The 16,238-nt window shown below is 60.3% G+C and carries 12 protein-coding genes; all 12 read right to left on the bottom strand.

Features of this window, described 5'->3' with window-relative positions:
- Window positions 1-287: 287 nt before the first annotated feature.
- Window positions 288-2,189, bottom strand: a complete 1,902-nt coding sequence (locus Q9290_RS01715) for a SurA N-terminal domain-containing protein (RefSeq protein ID WP_306077902.1) — start codon at window positions 2,187-2,189, stop codon at window positions 288-290.
- 113 nt (window positions 2,190-2,302) lie between these two features.
- On the bottom strand, window positions 2,303-2,575 hold the full coding sequence (locus tag Q9290_RS01710) for an HU family DNA-binding protein (protein ID WP_014292182.1): 273 nt from the start codon (window positions 2,573-2,575) through the stop codon (window positions 2,303-2,305).
- A 164-nt stretch (window positions 2,576-2,739) separates the two neighbouring features.
- A complete protein-coding gene (lon, locus tag Q9290_RS01705; protein WP_306077901.1) occupies window positions 2,740-5,091 on the bottom strand; it encodes an endopeptidase La in 2,352 nt (783 codons plus the stop codon).
- Window positions 5,092-5,228: 137 nt separating this feature from the next.
- Window positions 5,229-6,509, bottom strand: a complete 1,281-nt coding sequence (gene clpX, locus Q9290_RS01700; protein WP_306077900.1) for an ATP-dependent protease ATP-binding subunit ClpX — start codon at window positions 6,507-6,509, stop codon at window positions 5,229-5,231.
- 82 nt (window positions 6,510-6,591) lie between these two features.
- Complete coding sequence (gene clpP / locus Q9290_RS01695; RefSeq protein ID WP_306077899.1) at window positions 6,592-7,215, bottom strand: ATP-dependent Clp endopeptidase proteolytic subunit ClpP; 624 nt, start codon at window positions 7,213-7,215, stop codon at window positions 6,592-6,594.
- 87 nt (window positions 7,216-7,302) lie between these two features.
- On the bottom strand, window positions 7,303-8,613 hold the full coding sequence (gene tig, locus Q9290_RS01690; protein WP_306077898.1) for a trigger factor: 1,311 nt from the start codon (window positions 8,611-8,613) through the stop codon (window positions 7,303-7,305).
- Between the two features lie 221 nt (window positions 8,614-8,834).
- The gene (gene oppF, locus Q9290_RS01685) at window positions 8,835-9,815 is read right to left on the bottom strand and encodes a murein tripeptide/oligopeptide ABC transporter ATP binding protein OppF (RefSeq protein WP_306077897.1); all 981 of its coding nucleotides are present in this window, start codon (window positions 9,813-9,815) and stop codon (window positions 8,835-8,837) included.
- Window positions 9,808-10,773, bottom strand: coding sequence for an oligopeptide ABC transporter ATP-binding protein OppD (gene oppD, locus Q9290_RS01680; RefSeq protein WP_306077896.1), 966 nt, complete (start codon window positions 10,771-10,773; stop codon window positions 9,808-9,810). The genes oppF and oppD overlap by 8 nt, the downstream gene beginning before the upstream one ends.
- 9 nt (window positions 10,774-10,782) lie before the next feature.
- Window positions 10,783-11,691 carry an oligopeptide ABC transporter permease OppC gene (gene oppC / locus Q9290_RS01675; protein WP_306077895.1) on the bottom strand — a complete coding sequence of 303 codons (909 nt, stop codon included), beginning with the start codon at window positions 11,689-11,691 and terminating at the stop codon, window positions 10,783-10,785.
- Between the two features lie 8 nt (window positions 11,692-11,699).
- Window positions 11,700-12,620, bottom strand: a complete 921-nt coding sequence (gene oppB, locus Q9290_RS01670) for an oligopeptide ABC transporter permease OppB (protein ID WP_306077894.1) — start codon at window positions 12,618-12,620, stop codon at window positions 11,700-11,702.
- A 109-nt stretch (window positions 12,621-12,729) separates the two neighbouring features.
- A complete protein-coding gene (locus Q9290_RS01665) occupies window positions 12,730-14,343 on the bottom strand; it encodes an ABC transporter substrate-binding protein (protein ID WP_306077893.1) in 1,614 nt (537 codons plus the stop codon).
- A gap of 159 nt (window positions 14,344-14,502) precedes the next feature.
- On the bottom strand, window positions 14,503-16,200 hold the full coding sequence (locus Q9290_RS01660) for an NAD-dependent malic enzyme (protein WP_306077892.1): 1,698 nt from the start codon (window positions 16,198-16,200) through the stop codon (window positions 14,503-14,505).
- Window positions 16,201-16,238: the final 38 nt, after the last annotated feature.

Here is a 16,238-nt window from a genome sequence, read left to right as displayed (position 1 = left end):
GGAAAGCGAGGCGAAACAGGAAACTGTGAGGGGTGCCAAACGGATAATAAAGGATATTTGACGCTTATTGGTTGTTCCTCCCGCGGGGACAGGGGTCGATACTGCCGCCTCCGGCGTAATCTGCCCCTGGTTGCTCACTGCGCGGGCATGACAGCTAAATTCCACGGCTCCTGACGTGGCCTGCCGTCGGCATGGGCGTGGGAATAATTGCTGGTTTAAATGAGCCGGCAGTAAGCAAAACAGGCGCCGAAGCGCCTGTTTTTATGGTGTGAATGCATACCGGCCAATCAGAAGAAGTTGTCGTCTTCGTTTTCAATCTGACGGTATTCAATCTCGGCAGCGGCCTTGAGAGCAGTGATCAGGCTCTGATAGTCGCGCTGACCCTGCACCCGGCCCTGGCCCTGACGCACCAGCGCTAGCTGCTCGGAAGTCGCTTCAGGCGTGTTCACCGCGTTCAGGCGCAGCACCGCCAGATCGCCCCCCATCAGGGACACGGTCTGCAGGCTGGGCTCATCTTCAGCGGGTGCCGCCATGGCAAACAGGGCGTTGAGCAGAGCCGGATCCTGAGCGCTTTCCCGGGTTACCTCGGCAAGCTCGGTCACACTCAGCTCACGCTCGCTCAGCCAGGCTTCAATGTCACCCTGAGCCCATACTTGCTCCAGCTCGTCGGCGGCCTGTTGCGCCAGCTCGGCAGCCTTGTCTTTCAGCGCCAGTTGCTGCGCCTCGGCCTTGACCTCGTCAAAGTCGCGTACCGCCGCCGGACGGTAGTCCAGCACACGGATCACCGCGGCCCGGTTATCACCCAGCTCAATCAGATCCGAGTTCATGCGCTGCTCGCGAAGCTCGAGGGAGAACGCCTGAGTGGCCACCCGCGCGTCGTTCAGCGCCGCCGGCAGGGCGTCGGCAGAGACGAAGTCGGTGGAGTGCACCGTCAGCCCCAGCTCGTCGGCGGCCATGTCGAGGGAGTCGGGAAACTCAAACGCCAGCTCCGCCAGCCGTTGCTCGCGGTTGTAGAAGTCGTCACCGGCCTGGTCGGCAGCCAGCCGCTCGGCAATGGCGTCACGCACCTCGTCCAGCGGCTTGGTCTGGGCCGGACGTACTTCCAGCAGCTTGATCAGGTGCAGGCCGAATTCGCTTTCCACCACACCGGACACTTCGCCGGCCTCGGTCAGGCCAAAGGCGGCGGCGTCAAAGGCGGGATCCAGGGTACCGGCTTCCATCCAGTCCAGCTCGCCGCCGTTATCACCGGTAAAGGTGTCGTCCGACTCGGTTTTGGCGAGATCTGCAAAGTCTTCACCGGCGGCCAGTCGTTCGGCAATGGCGGCAATTTTCTGCTCGGCGCCCTCACCCTTGCTCACCATGATATGAGCCACCCGGCGCTGCTCGGGCTGGGTATAGCTGGCCTGGTTGGCGGCGTAGTAATCCGCAATGGCCTGCTCATCAATATCATCGGCAGAAACAGTATTGGCATCCAGCAGCACATAGTTGAGCTTCACCTGCTCGGGGCGCTGGAACTGCTGTGAGTGCGCCTCATACCAGGCTAGGGCTTCTTCGTCGCTCACCTCGGCACCAGCCTCAAACTGCGCCAGAGGCAGGCGGACCAGACTGGCACTGCGCTGCTGGTGGGTCAGACGGTCCAGCAGGCCGGCTTCGCTTTGCAGGGAAAAGGCAGAGCCGACCACGGCGTTAAGCAGCATCTGCCGGTTCAGATCCTGGCGAATGCTGTCGCGCAGCTGTTCCGGGCTCAGGTTGTTGCGGCCCAGCAGTTGCAGATAGCGGTCGTTGTCGAACTGACCATCCACCTGAAACTCGGGCAGCGCGCGAATGGCATTGCGCACCTGGTCATCACTGGCGCGCAGGCCCAGCTCGGCAATTTTCTGGTCGATCAGACGCTGCTCCACCAGTTGCTCCAGCACCGAGCGGCGAATTTGCGCCACGTAGGCGGGATCGGCAAGCAGCTGGCTGAATTGCTCACCCAGCTGGCTTTCCAGGCGGGCGCGTTCGTTGCGGTAGGCGTTTTCCAGGGTCTGGGCCGGGATCTCGTCACCGTTGACCACGGCGGCCACCTGCTTGGCAGGACGGGTCACATAGCTGCCCACGCCGGCCAGGGCAAAGGACAATATGATGGCGCCCAGTATGATCTTGGAGGTGGTGCCCTGGGCGCCCTCTCTCATTTTGTCAAAAAACATAAGTCGTTATCGCTCCCGTTGGCGCCATGGCGCCGGTGCCGAAAAAAAAGCGCACCTTCGGATGCGCCTTGTTCGGAGTCAGTGTAGCCGGCCAGAATGCCGGCACGCTGCTATTAGTTAACGGCGTCTTTCAGGGCCTTGCCGGCCTTGAATGCCGGGGTTTTGGCGGCGGCGATTTCAATGGTGGCGCCGGTTTGCGGGTTGCGACCGGTACGGGCGGCACGCTCGCGCACTTCAAAGGTGCCAAAACCCACCAGAGAGACAGAATCGCCGTCTTTCAGGGTTTCGGTAATCGCTTCCACGAACGCGTCCAGCGCACGACCGGCAGACGCCTTGGTGATGTCGGCGCCGTCAGCGATTCTGTCAATCAGTTGAGATTTATTCACGGTCATTCCCCTTGTTCATTATTTGGTATTGGTCGGGTGAGCTCACCCTGTTATTGGAGTGGGCAGTCCGGTTTCATCCTGACCGGACCGCCACAAAGCTGTTCAAGGCTACTGCGAGTCTGGGCTACTGACAAGCCTCAAACCGCGGCCTGCGGCGAAAAAGCTCAGGCCGAGGCCACCGCAAAGCCTTCCGGCGGCTGTTCCAGTGCCAGCTCGAGTACCTCGTCCACCCAGCGCACCGGATGAATTTCCAGGTCACCCTTGACGTTGTCCGGAATTTCTTCGAGATCCCGTTCGTTCTCCGCCGGGATAACCACCCGCTTGATGCCGCCTCTGTGGGCCGCCAGCAGTTTCTCCTTGAGCCCGCCAATGGGCAGCACTTCACCACGCAGGGTGATCTCGCCGGTCATGGCCACATCGGCACGCACCGGGTTGCCGGTGAGGCTGGACACCAGGGCGGTACACATGGCGATACCGGCACTGGGGCCATCCTTGGGCGTGGCGCCTTCGGGCACGTGCACGTGAATGTCACGCTTTTCATAGAAGTCCGCATTAATCCGCCATTTTTCGGCACGGGAGCGTACCACCGTCAGGGCGGCCTGAATGGACTCCTGCATCACGTCACCCAGCGAGCCGGTGTAGGACAGCTTGCCCTTGCCTGCTACGTTGGCCACCTCAATGGTCAGCAGATCGCCGCCCACTTCGGTCCAGGCCAGACCGGTCACCTGCCCTATCTGGTTGCTTTCTTCCGCCTTGCCATAGTCAAAGCGAACCACACCCAGATAGTCCTTCAGGTTGTCACCATTGATAACGACCTGTTTGGTGTCTTTGTTTAGCAGAATTTCCTTCACGGCCTTGCGGCACAGCTTGGAAATCTCCCGCTCCAGGCTCCGTACCCCGGCTTCCCGGGTGTAGTAGCGAATAATGCCGATAATGGCGGAGTCTTCCACCACCACTTCTGTCGGCTTCAGACCGTTGCGGCTGATCTGCTTGGCCAGCAGGTGACGCTTGGCAATGTTGAGCTTCTCGTCTTCGGTGTAGCCGGACAGCCGGATCACTTCCATCCGGTCCAGCAGCGGGCCGGGAATGTGCATGGAGTTGGAGGTGGCCACAAACATCACATCGGACAGATCGTAATCCACTTCCAGGTAGTGATCGTTAAAGCTGTGGTTCTGCTCCGGATCCAGCACTTCCAGCAGCGCCGAGGCCGGGTCACCGCGCATGTCGGACGACATCTTGTCGATTTCATCCAGCAGGAACAGCGGGTTGCGCACGCCTACCTTGGCCATTTTCTGGATCAGCTTGCCGGGCATGGAGCCGATATAGGTACGGCGGTGACCCCGAATTTCCGCTTCGTCACGCACGCCGCCCAGGGCCATGCGCACGTATTTGCGGCCGGTGGCCTTGGCGATGGACTGGCCAAGGGAGGTTTTACCCACACCAGGCGGACCCACCAGGCACAGAATGGGGCCTTTCAGCTTGTTGGTACGGGTCTGCACTGCCAGATACTCAATAATGCGTTCCTTGACCTTTTCCAGGCCATAGTGGTCGGCATCGAGCACTTCTTCGGCCTTGGCCAGGTCTTTCTTGACCTTGGAGCGCTTCTTCCAAGGCACCGAGATCATCCAGTCGATGTAGCCGCGCACTACCGTGGCTTCCGCAGACATGGGCGACATCATCTTCAGCTTGGCCAGCTCCGCTTCGGTTTTCTGTCTGGCTTCGTCGGTCATGCCCGCTTCATCAATTTTCTGCTGCAGCGCTTCGAACTCGTCGGGCACGTCGTCGAGCTCGCCGAGCTCTTTCTGAATGGCCTTCATCTGCTCATTCAGGTAGTACTCGCGCTGACTCTTTTCCATCTGCTTTTTCACGCGGGCGCGAATGCGGCGCTCCACCTGCAGCAGATCCATTTCCGCTTCCATCATCGCCATCAGGTACTCGAGGCGCTCGCCGACATCGACGATCTCCAGCACCTTCTGCTTGTCTTCCAGCTTCAGCGGCATATGGGCGGCCATGGTATCGGCCAGACGGGCGGCGTCTTCAATGGCCGACAGCGAGGTCAGCACCTCGGGTGGAATTTTCTTGTTGAGCTTGATGTAGCCTTCAAACTGGGTAATGGCGGAGCGCACCAGCACTTCCTGCTCGCGCTCATCCAGGGCGCCGGTCGCCAGGTACTGGGCCTCGGCCACGAAGTAGCCATCTTCTTCCCGCAGCGCTTCAAGCTGGGCACGCTGAGCGCCTTCCACCAGCACCTTGACGGTGCCGTCGGGCAGCTTGAGCATCTGCAGCACGTTGGCCACTGTGCCCACCTGGTAGACATCATCCGCACTCGGATCGTCGGTAGACGCATCTTTCTGGGCGATCAGCAGCACTTTCTTGTCCTGCTCCATGGCCGCTTCCAGACAGCGAATGGATTTTTCCCGTCCCACAAACAGCGGGATGACCATGTGAGGATAAACCACCACGTCCCTGAGAGGCAGGACGGGAGTTTCGATGCGTTCGGAACGCTCTAGGGTCATAGTGTCCTCTCGGCTTGAATGCAATGTATTGGCGCTTGGATGAGTATATGGGGGCAGGATCGCAAGATTCAATCGCTACGGCGGCAAAAACGGAAAAAGGGGCTAAATGCCCCTTTTTCAGGTTAAAAAAGCCGCGTTCAGTCGCCGGAAGCGGCCTGGGCTTCCCCTTTCTCGTAGATGAGAATGGGGTCAGATTCGCCCTTGATCACGGTTTCGTCGATAACCACCTTGGACACCTCGTCCATGGACGGCAGGTCGTACATGGTGTTAAGCAGCACGGCTTCCACAATGGAGCGCAGGCCCCGGGCACCGGTCTTGCGTTCCATGGCCTTGCGGGCGATGGAGCGCAGGGCGTCGTCACGGAATTCCAGCTCAACGTCTTCCAGTGCGAACAGCGCCGCATACTGCTTGGTGAGGGCATTCTTAGGCTCGGACAAAATCTGCACCAGGGCATCTTCGTCCAGCTCGGTCAGGGTTGCTACCACCGGCAGACGGCCGATGAACTCGGGGATCAGACCATACTTGACCAGATCTTCCGGCTCCACCCGAGTGAAGATTTCACTCAGGGTTGCCTTTTGATCCCGGGCCTTGACCTCGGCGCCAAAGCCGATGCCGGTGCCGTGATCCATGCGCTGCTCCACCACCTTGTCGAGACCGGCAAAGGCACCACCGCAGATAAACAGGATCTTGGAGGTGTCGACCTGCAAAAACTCCTGCTGCGGATGCTTACGGCCGCCCTGAGGCGGTACCGATGCTACTGTGCCTTCAATCAGCTTGAGCAGCGCCTGCTGTACGCCCTCGCCCGACACGTCACGGGTAATGGACGGGTTGTCGGACTTGCGGGAAATCTTGTCGATTTCATCGATATAGACAATGCCGCGCTGGGCCTTCTCCACGTCGTAGTCGCACTTTTGCAGCAGCTTCTGAATGATGTTTTCGACATCTTCACCCACGTAACCGGCTTCGGTCAGGGTGGTAGCGTCGGCCATGGTAAAGGGCACATCCAGCAGCCGGGCCAGGGTCTCGGCCAGCAGGGTCTTGCCCGAGCCGGTGGGACCGATGAGCAGAATGTTGGACTTGCCCAGTTCTACCCCGTCGGTGCCGGTGGCGTTGCGCAGGCGCTTGTAGTGGTTGTACACCGCGACCGCCAGTACCTTCTTGGCGTGATCCTGACCGATAACGTAATCGTCCAGGTGCGCGCGGATTTCGTGGGGCGTAGGCAGAGCGTCACCATCACGCTTGGGCGAAATATCCTTGATCTCTTCCCGAATGATGTCTTCGCACAGCTCGACACATTCGTCACAAATGTAGACGGAAGGGCCGGCGATCAGCTTGCGTACTTCGTGTTGGCTCTTACCGCAAAAGGAACAGTACAGCAGTTTGCCGCCATCCCCTTCGCCCTTGCGTTTGTCTGTCATTCAGTCACCTCTTGTGGATGCAGCGCGGGGCTCGCCAGTGTCGGCTCTACTGCACAGTGTACAGCACCCCGCTCCGCTTTGCTCAGTCGCGCTTGAGAAGCACCTCGTCAACCAGGCCGTATTCTTTGGCCTGTTCCGCCGACATAAAGTTGTCGCGGTCGGTATCGCGCTCGACCACCGACAGGTCCTGGCCGGTATGCTCGGCCAGCAGCCGGTTGAGCTTTTCCTTGATATACAGAATTTCCTTGGCGTGGATCTGAATGTCCGACGCCTGGCCCTGAAATCCGCCCAGGGGCTGGTGAATCATCACCCGGCTGTTGGGCAGCGCAAAGCGCTTGCCGGGCGCGCCACCGGCCAGCAGGAAGGCCCCCATGGAGCAGGCCTGACCCATACATACGGTGCTCACGTTGGGCTTGACGAACTGCATGGTGTCATAGATGGACATGCCCGCCGTCACCGAGCCGCCCGGCGAGTTGATGTAAAGGTAGATGTCCTTTTCCGGGTTCTCCGACTCCAGAAACAGCAACTGGGCGCAGATCAGGTTGGCCATGTGGTCTTCAACCTGACCGGTGAGGAAGATCACCCGCTCCTTCAGCAGGCGCGAGTAGATATCGTAGGAACGTTCACCCTTGGCTGTCTGCTCCACTACCATGGGGATCAGGGCGGCCAGGGGGCCGTCCATCATCGGATTCTGGTTGTTCGACATAGATTCTTGTCCCTAAAACAAAATGGCCCGAGTGCACTTACACTGGGGCCATTATACGCAAGAGCTTGATGCTTAAGTCAAATGATCTTAAGCGCCAGCGCCCGGCTTGTTCATCACGTCATCAAAGGACACCTGCTTGTCGGTGACCTTGGCCTGAGACAGGATGAACTCGATAGCCTGATCTTCAACGGCCAGGCTGCGTACGTTTTCCAGCAGCTGGGGGTTGTCGTTGTAGTAGGCTACCACTTCGGACGGATCTTCGTAGGCAGAGGCCATGGAAGCGATGATTTCCTGCACCTTGGCGTCGTCAGCCTTGATCTCGTTGGCCTTGATCAGCTCGCCCAGTACCAGGCCCACGCGTACGCGGCGCTCGGCCTGGTCCTTGAACAGCTCGGCCGGCAGCTCGGGCGCGTTTTGCGCGTCCATACCGCCAAAGCGCTGCAGCGCCTGCTTGCGCAGGGTGTCAATTTCGCTGTCGATCAGGGACTGGGGAACTTCAACTTCGTTCTGCTCCAGCAGACCGTCGATCACCTGCTCCTTCACGGACGCTTTCAGGGCCTGGGCCAGCTCGCGCTCCATGTTTTTGCGTACTTCGGCTTTCAGGCCGTCCACGGTGCCGTCGGCGATGCCGAAACGCTTCACGAATTCTTCGGTCAGCTCGGGCAGCTGCTGGGCTTCCACCTTGGTCAGGGTGATGGCGAAGCTGGCGGGCTTGCCCTTCAGGTTTTCAGCGTGATATTCCTCGGGGAAGGTCACTTCGATGGTGAACTCGTCACCGGCTTTCTTGCCCAGCAGGCCGTCTTCAAAGCCCGGGATCATGCGGCCGGAGCCCAGTACCAGTACGAAATCGTCGGCCTTGCCGCCTTCGAACTCTTCACCGTCCACGGAGCCCACGAAGTTCATGGTCACGCGGTCGCCGTCTTCGGCGGCACGGTCGGCTTCAACCCAGTCGGCGTGCTGCTTGCGCAGGGTGTCGATCATGTTGTCCAGATCGGCGTCGGTCACGTCAGCCTGGGGCTTCTCAACGGATACCGCGTCCAGACCCTTCACTTCCACTTCCGGGTACACTTCAAAGGTTGCGGTAAAGGTGAAATCTTCGCCGGCCTTGATGGGGGCAGGCTCCATGGTGGGCATGCCAGCCGGGTTGAGCTTTTCGCTCATAACGGCTTCAAAGAAGTTGCGCTGCATCAGATCGCCAGCCACGTCGGCTTCCACGGACGCACCGAACATTTTCTTGATAACGGTCAGCGGGGCCTTGCCAGGACGAAAGCCGTCGATGCGGCGGGTCTTGGCCAGCTGACGCAGACGGTTGTTCACTTCGCCGGTTACCTGCTCGGCGGGAACGGTGATGGTCAGGCGGCGCTCCAGGCCCTGGGTCGTCTCTACAGAAACTTGCATTCTTTTACCTCAATTTTCTTCAGCACGGCGGTGCTGACCCTGTGATGTTTGAAACAGCCCGGGCTGCTCCTTGAATCCTGGTGAAGACAGTGTCTTCGCTAAAATACAGACGCGGCATTATAACGGCGCAGTGTGCCAGCGTCGAGGGACGATGGGGCGCCGAGGTTACTGAATATGGGGCGAACGCCGCGGTTTTCAAGGCGTATTTACAAATATTGGGCTCATGCCACCTTGAAACAGGCTACTTGGTGAGCAGCCGGGCCTTCCAGCACCGGCATGGCCCGCGCACACCCCGCGTCCGCCAGCGGGCAGCGGCTGCGGAACACACAGCCCGAGGGCGGGTTCAGGGGCGACGGCAACTCCCCTGCCAGCAGTTGCACGGACTTGCCGCGCTCGGCATCCGGATCGGGAATGGGCACGGCGCTGAGCAGCGCCTGAGTATAGGGATGTTTGGGGTCGTTATAGAGGGCCTGCTTGTCGGCCAGCTCCACCCCGTGGCCCAGGTACATCACCAGCACTCTGTCGGCGATATGGCGCACCACCGACAGGTCGTGGGCAATAAAGATCAGCGCCAGCCCCAGCTCCCGCTGCACGTCTTTCAGCAGGTTGATCACCTGGGCCTGAATGGATACATCCAGCGCCGAGACCGGCTCGTCACAGATGATAAGCCGTGGTTCAAGGATCAGCGCCCGGGCAATACCAATGCGCTGGCACTGGCCGCCGGAAAACTCGTGAGGATAGCGGTTAATCAGGTTGGGCAGCAGCCCTACCCGCTCCATGATGGCTGCCACTCGCCGGCGCACTTCGGCCTTGCCGAGGCGCGGGTTAAAGCTCACCAGCGGCTCGGCGATAATGTCGCCCACCGTCATGCGCGGGTTGAGCGAGGCCAGCGGATCCTGAAAAATCATCTGCATGTTCCGGCGCACCCCGCGCCACTCCCCTGCCCCCAGGCCGGTGAGCGTGCGCCCCTGCCAGATAACCTCGCCGCCGGTGGCGGGCACCAGTCCAATCATGGCCCGGGCCAGGGTGGACTTGCCGCAGCCCGACTCTCCCACGACCCCCAGGGTTTCCCCCGGCGCCAGGCTCAGGCTGACTCCATCTACCGCCCTTAACCGCAGCGGTGCCTGCCAGGGCCAGGCCTTTTTGGCCCGCACCGGAAAATGCACCTGCAAATCACGCACTCGCAACAGCGGCTCAGTCATGGCTCACCTCCAGAAAACAGGCGCTGTACCGGCCCTCATTCAGTGCATACAAGGGCGGCGTCTCCTGCCGGCAGCGCTCAAATACATGAGGGCAACGGGCCTGAAAGGGGCAACCGGGGGGCAGCCGCAGCAGATTGGGCGGATTGCCGGCAATGGTGGCAAGCTCGCCACCGTCGCTGTCGAGCCGGGGAATGGCGTGCAGCAGCCCCTGGGTATAGGGGTGAGCCGGCCGGTAGTAGATATCCCGCACCGGGGCCACTTCCATGGTGCGGCCGGCGTACATCACCAGCACCCGATCACAACTGCCGGCCACCACCCCCAGATCGTGGGTGATCAGAATAATGGCGGTATTGAACTCGGTTTTCAGCTCATTGAGCAGGCTCATGATCTGGGCCTGCACGGTCACATCCAGCGCCGTGGTGGGCTCATCGGCAATCAGCAGGCTGGGCCGGCACATCAGCGCCATGGCGACCATTACCCGCTGGCGCATGCCGCCGGAAAACTCGTGAGGGTAGCGATTCATGCGATCCCGCGCCTCGGGAATTTTCACCGCCTCCAGCATGCGCACCGACTCACGAAAGGCGGCCTGTCGGCTCAGGCCCTTGTGCAGCAGCAGCACTTCCATCAGTTGCTCCCCGACCTTCATATAGGGGTTCAGGGAGGTCATGGGGTCCTGAAAAATCATGGCGATCTCTTCGGCACGAATGCGGTTAAGCGCCCGCTCCGGCAGGCCAAGCAACTCTTTGCCCCGATAGCGCAGGCTGCCTTCGGCACGGCCATTGCTGGCCAGCAACCCCATGATGGCATAGGCGGTCTGGCTCTTGCCCGAGCCCGACTCCCCCACAACGCCTAAGGTCTCGCCGGCATTCAGGGTAAAACTCAGATCATTAACCGCCACCACTTGCCCTTCCGGCGTGTCAAAGGTAACCCGCAGGGCGTCCACGTTCAGCAAGGTCATCACGCCCTCCTAACGGTCTCTGGGATCCAGGGCGTCCCGCAGGCCGTCCCCGAGAAAATTGAAACAGAACAGGGTCACCACCATAAACCCGGCGGGAAACAGCAGCTGCCAGGGGGCCACTTCCATCGACTTGGCACCTTCGTCAAGCAGGGCGCCCCAGCTGGTCATGGGCTCCTGCACCCCCAGGCCGAGAAAGCTGAGAAACGACTCAAACAAAATCATGCCCGGTACCAGCAGAGTGGCGTAGACCACCACTATGCCGAGCACATTGGGCACGATATGGCGGGTGATAATGTGAAACCGGCTGACGCCGCACACTTCGGCCGCCTCGATAAACTCCCGGCGTTTCAGGCTCAGGGTCTGACCGCGCACGATGCGCGCCATGTCGAGCCAGCTTACCGCGCCGATGGCAAAGAAGATAAGCAGCAGGTTGCGGCCAAAAAAGGTCACCAGCAGAATCACGAAAAACATAAAGGGGAAGGAATTAAGTATTTCCAGCAGCCGCATCATCAACGCATCGGTGCGCCCGCCGATGAAGCCGGCGGTGGCGCCGTACAGGGTGCCGATCACCACCGCCACCAGAGCGCCGAGCAGCCCCACCATCAGTGAAATACGTCCGCCGATCAGGGTGCGCACAAACAAATCCCGCCCAAGCGAGTCGGTGCCAAAGTAATGGCCACTTGCAAGCTCGGGGGCCGCCATCATGGCACCCCAGTCGGGCTCATCATAGGCATAGGGCGCAAGCGCGGGCCCCATCAGCACCAGCAAGACCATCAGCAGCAATATCAGCAGACTGGCCAGAGCCGCCCGGTTTCGAAAAAAGCGGCGGCGGGCATCGGCCCACAGGGAGCGGCCCTGTACGGCCAGTTCGCCGGCAAACTGGCTGACAGCAGCGGTGTTGTCCTTGGTGGTCACCATGGCGTGCCTCAGTAACGAATTTTGGGGTCGATCAGGGCATAAAGAATATCGACCACTGCATTAAAGGTAATGGTGAGCGCGCCCACCAGTATGGTGAGCCCCAGCACCATGGAGTAGTCCCGGTTCAGCGCGCCATTCACAAACAGCTGGCCGATACCGGGCAGACCAAAGATGGTTTCAATCACCACGGAGCCGGTGATGATACCCACAAAGGCCGGCCCCAGGTACGACACCACCGGCAGCAGCGCCGGACGCAGGGCGTGACGCCGCACTATGTATGACATCGGCAATCCCTTTGCCCGGGCGGTACGAATAAAGGGCGCGTTCATCACTTCAATCATGGATCCGCGCATGATGCGGGCGATGGTGGCGATGTAATGCATCATTATGGCGGTAACCGGTAACAACAGATATTGCCAGCCACCGTCCTGCCAGCCGCCGGCGGGCAGCCATTTCAGCCCGATGGCAAACACCAGGATCAGCAAGGGTGCCAGCACAAAGGACGGGATCAACACCCCCAGCATGGCGCCGGACATCACCAGGTAATCTACCCAGCTGTTTTGCCTGAGTGCGGCCACCATGCCCGCGGTCACGCCGAGCAGCACGGCCCCGGCAAAGGCAAACAGGCCGATGCGGGCCGACACCGGCAGCGCCTGGGCCACCAGATCGTTGACGGTGAAGTCCCGGTATTTGAACGAGGGCCCCAGATCCCCCTGCGCCAGGTTACCCAGATAAGTGAAGTACTGCTGCAGCACCGGCTTGTCGAGGCCGTATTTGGCCTCGATGTTGGCCATCACCTCGGGAGGCAGCGAGCGCTCGGTACTGAAGGGGTTGCCCGGCGCAAAGCGCATCATGAAAAACGAGATGGTGATCAGCACCAGCAGGGTAGGAATCGCTTCCAGCAGTCGCTTGAGTATGAATGTGAACATGGGGTGACCTTGAGCTAGAGCCTGTACCTGCAGCATACCTGATAGCCCGACTCATTGGAGCGCAGGCTGCCCGCGCTCCAGCAGCACGAGCCAGCACTGCACACAAATCTTACTTCGCCTTGATATACATATCCTTGCTGTAAAGGTTGTCGAGAGGGTTATCGGGGTAGCCGCCCACATGGGGCTGCACCAGCCGGGCCTTGACGTACTGGTAAATGGGCGCAATGGGCATGTCCACCGCCAGTATCTCCTCGGCCTGGGCATAGAGGCCATTGCGGGCTTCCTTGTCACTCACCAGGCGCGATTCGGCCATCAGCTTGTCGAACTTTGGGTTGCTGTACTTGCCGTCGTTGTTGCCGTGGCTGCTCTGCATCAAATCCAGCATGCTGGAGGCCTCGTTATAGTCGGCGATCCAGCCGGCCCGGGCCACCTCAAAGTTCCCTTGAGTCTTGGTATCCAGATAGGTTTTCCACTCCTGGTTGACCAGCTCCACTTCCACCCCCAGGTGCTTTTTCCACATGGAGGCGATGGCCACCGCCACCTTGCGGTGGTTGTCATTGGTATTGTAGAGCAGCTCAAAGCGCAGCGGATTGTCCTTGCCATAACCGGCCTGCGCGATCAATGCCCGGGCCTTTTCGTCCCGCTCGGCCTGACTCCAGCCGGCCCACGCCACCGCCGGCGGGGTAAAGCCGTCCACCACCTCAGGGGCCAGGGTATAGGCGGGCCGCTCTCCCTGCCCCATCACCTTGCCGGCGATAATGTCCCGGTCAATGGCGTAAGAGAGGGCGTTGCGCACGCGGGCGTCGTCAAAGGGCGGTTTTTGGGTGTTGAAAATATAGTAATAGGTGCCCACGTATCCGCCCACGCGAATGGCGTCGGGACGTTCCTTTTGCAGCCGTTTGAAATGCTCGAGGGGAATGTCGTAGGTCAGGTCCAGCTCGCCGGACAGAAAGCGGTTCATTTCGGCATTCTGGGATGCAATGGGCAGGTAGGTGACCTTCTCCACCACCGTCTCGGCGTTGTTCCAGTATTGCGGATTGCGCTCCAGCTCGATACGTTCGTTGACCACCCAGTTGCTCAGCCGGTAGGCGCCGTTGGATACCATGTTGCCGACCCGGGTCCATTCATCGCCGTACTGTTCCACCGTGGCCCTGTGCACCGGATAGGTGGGCGCCAGTGACAGCATGGACACGAAATACGGCACCGGGCTGGCCAGGGTGATCTCCAGGGTGTGCTCGTCCAGCGCCTTAACGCCCAGCTCGCTGGCAGGTTTCTTGCCGTTTACCACCTCGCTGGCATTCTGAATGGTGGCCTTTTCCAGGTACCAGGAATAGGGCGAAGCGGTAGCCGGATCCACCGCCCGCCGGAGGGCATATTCAAAGTCCTGCGCCGTCACCGGATCGCCGTTGGACCATTTGGCGTTGTCGCGCAGGTGAAACACATACACCAGGTTGTCGCTGGTTTCCCAGCGCTCGGCCACGCCCGGCACCACCTCGCCGTTGGGGCCGGAATTCACCAGGCCTTCAAACAGGTCCCGCAGCACATTGCTCTCGGGTACCCCTTCCACCTTGTGGGGGTCGAGAGAGGCCGGCTCGGAGCCGTTGCCCCGCACCAGTTGCTGAGTATCGGCAAGCACGGTGCCCTCGGGCACCACGGCAGCCAGGGCGGATGTGCCCAGCAGGGAGCACAGGGACAGGGCCAACAGGGGTTTTTTAACGGTCATGCATTCCTCCTTGAATAACCAGACCCGGCCATCATGGCGGGCACCGTGGCTCACCACAGTTAAAACCCAATATACCGAGGGGGTTATATGAATACCAGCCATGGCGAGAGTCAAAAAAAAGGCATGCCGAAGCATGCCTTTTGTTGATAACGCCGTGGTTTAGAAAGACACCCGGCGGTACTGGCGGTATTCCGGATCCCAGTAGTTGGCCTCAATGGCCTTCTCCAACTGCTCGTCCGAGGTCTGCAGCGCCTGGCCCTGCAGCTGAGCGGTCTTGGCCACCATCTTGGCGATGTGGCGGCTCACCTGCTGGATCTCTTCCAGCGGCGGCAGCAGTGCGCCTTCGCCATCTTTCGTCAGCGGCGAGCAGGACGCCAGGGCACGGCTGGAGGCCATCAGCATGGCGTCGGTGACCCGCTTGGCGCCACAGGCCAGCACGCCCAAACCAATGCCGGGGAAGATGTAGGAGTTGTTGCACTGGGCAATCTCGTACAGCTTGCCCTTGTATTCCACCGGGGCAAAGGGGCTGCCGGTGGCCACCAGGGCCTGCCCGTCGGTCCAGTTGATGATCTCTTCCGGCGTGGCTTCCACCCGGGAAGTGGGGTTGGACAGCGGGAACACGATGGGCCGCTCGCAGTTGGCGTGCATGGTCTGGATCACCTCTTTGGTAAACAGACCCGGCTGGCCGGACACCCCAATCAGAATATCGGGCTTGGCATTATGCATCACCTCCAGCAGGGAGATGTTGTCACCGTTCACGGTCCAGTCCTGCAGGTTCTCCAGGGACTGGGCCAGCGGACGCTGAAAGTCCACCAGGTTGGGCATGTTGTCGGTGATCAGACCAAAGCGGTCGACCATAAACACCCGCTCCCGGGCCTTGGCGTCGCTCAGGCCTTCGGCCTTCATCTGGGCGACAATCTGCTCGGCAATGCCGCAGCCGGCGGAGCCGGAGCCGAGGAAAGCCACCTTCTTCTCGGACAGCTTGCTGCCGCTGGCCTGACAGGCCGCGATCAGGGAGCCCAGGGTCACGGCGGCGGTGCCCTGAATGTCGTCGTTAAAGCAGCACAGCTCATCCTTGTAGCGGTTGAGCACCGGCATGGCGTTCTTCTGGGCAAAGTCTTCAAACTGCAGCAGCACGTTGGGCCAGCGGCGCTTGACGGCCTTGATAAAGGCGTCGACGAACTCTTCGTATTCCTCGCCGGTCACCCGCGGGTTGCGCCAGCCCATGTACATGGGATCCTTCAGCAACTGCGGGTTGTTGGTACCCGGGTCCAGCACTACCGGCAGGGTATGAGCCGGAGAGATACCGCCACAGGCCACATACAGTGACAGCTTGCCGATGGGAATGCCCATGCCGCCGATGCCCTGGTCACCCAGGCCCAGAATACGCTCGCCGTCGGTAACCACGATCACCTTGACGTTGCGCTTGGTGGCGTTTTGCAGGATGTCGTCGATATGGTCCTTATCGGGGTAGGAGATAAACAGCCCCCGGGCGCGACGATAGATGTTGGAGAACTCCTCACAGGCCTGACCCACGGTGGGGGTGTAGATGATGGGCATCATCTCGGTGAGGTGATCTTCCACCAGACGGTAGAACAGCGTCTCGTTGGTATCCTGAATGTTGCGCAGGTAAATGTGCTTGTCGAGATTGTTCTGAAACCCGCAATACTGCTTGTAGGCCCGCTCGGCCTGCTCTTCGATGGTTTCAATGTTGTGAGGCAGAAGACCTTCCAGGTTGAATGCCAGCCGTTCTTCCTTGGTGAACGCACTGCCCTTGTTCAGCAAGGGAGTTTCAAGCAGCGCGGGGCCGGCATAGGGAATGTAAAGGGCACGTTTGTCCTGTTGGTCTTGGGGCATAGACATCTCGCTTAGTTATTTTTTCCGCAGGAAAGTCA

The sequence above is a fragment of the Oceanimonas aquatica genome, from assembly GCF_030732065.1.
GTDB lineage: Bacteria > Pseudomonadota > Gammaproteobacteria > Enterobacterales > Aeromonadaceae > Oceanimonas.
Note: the sequence above shows the minus strand (reverse complement) of the source record. Positions and strands in the feature narration are given on the sequence as shown.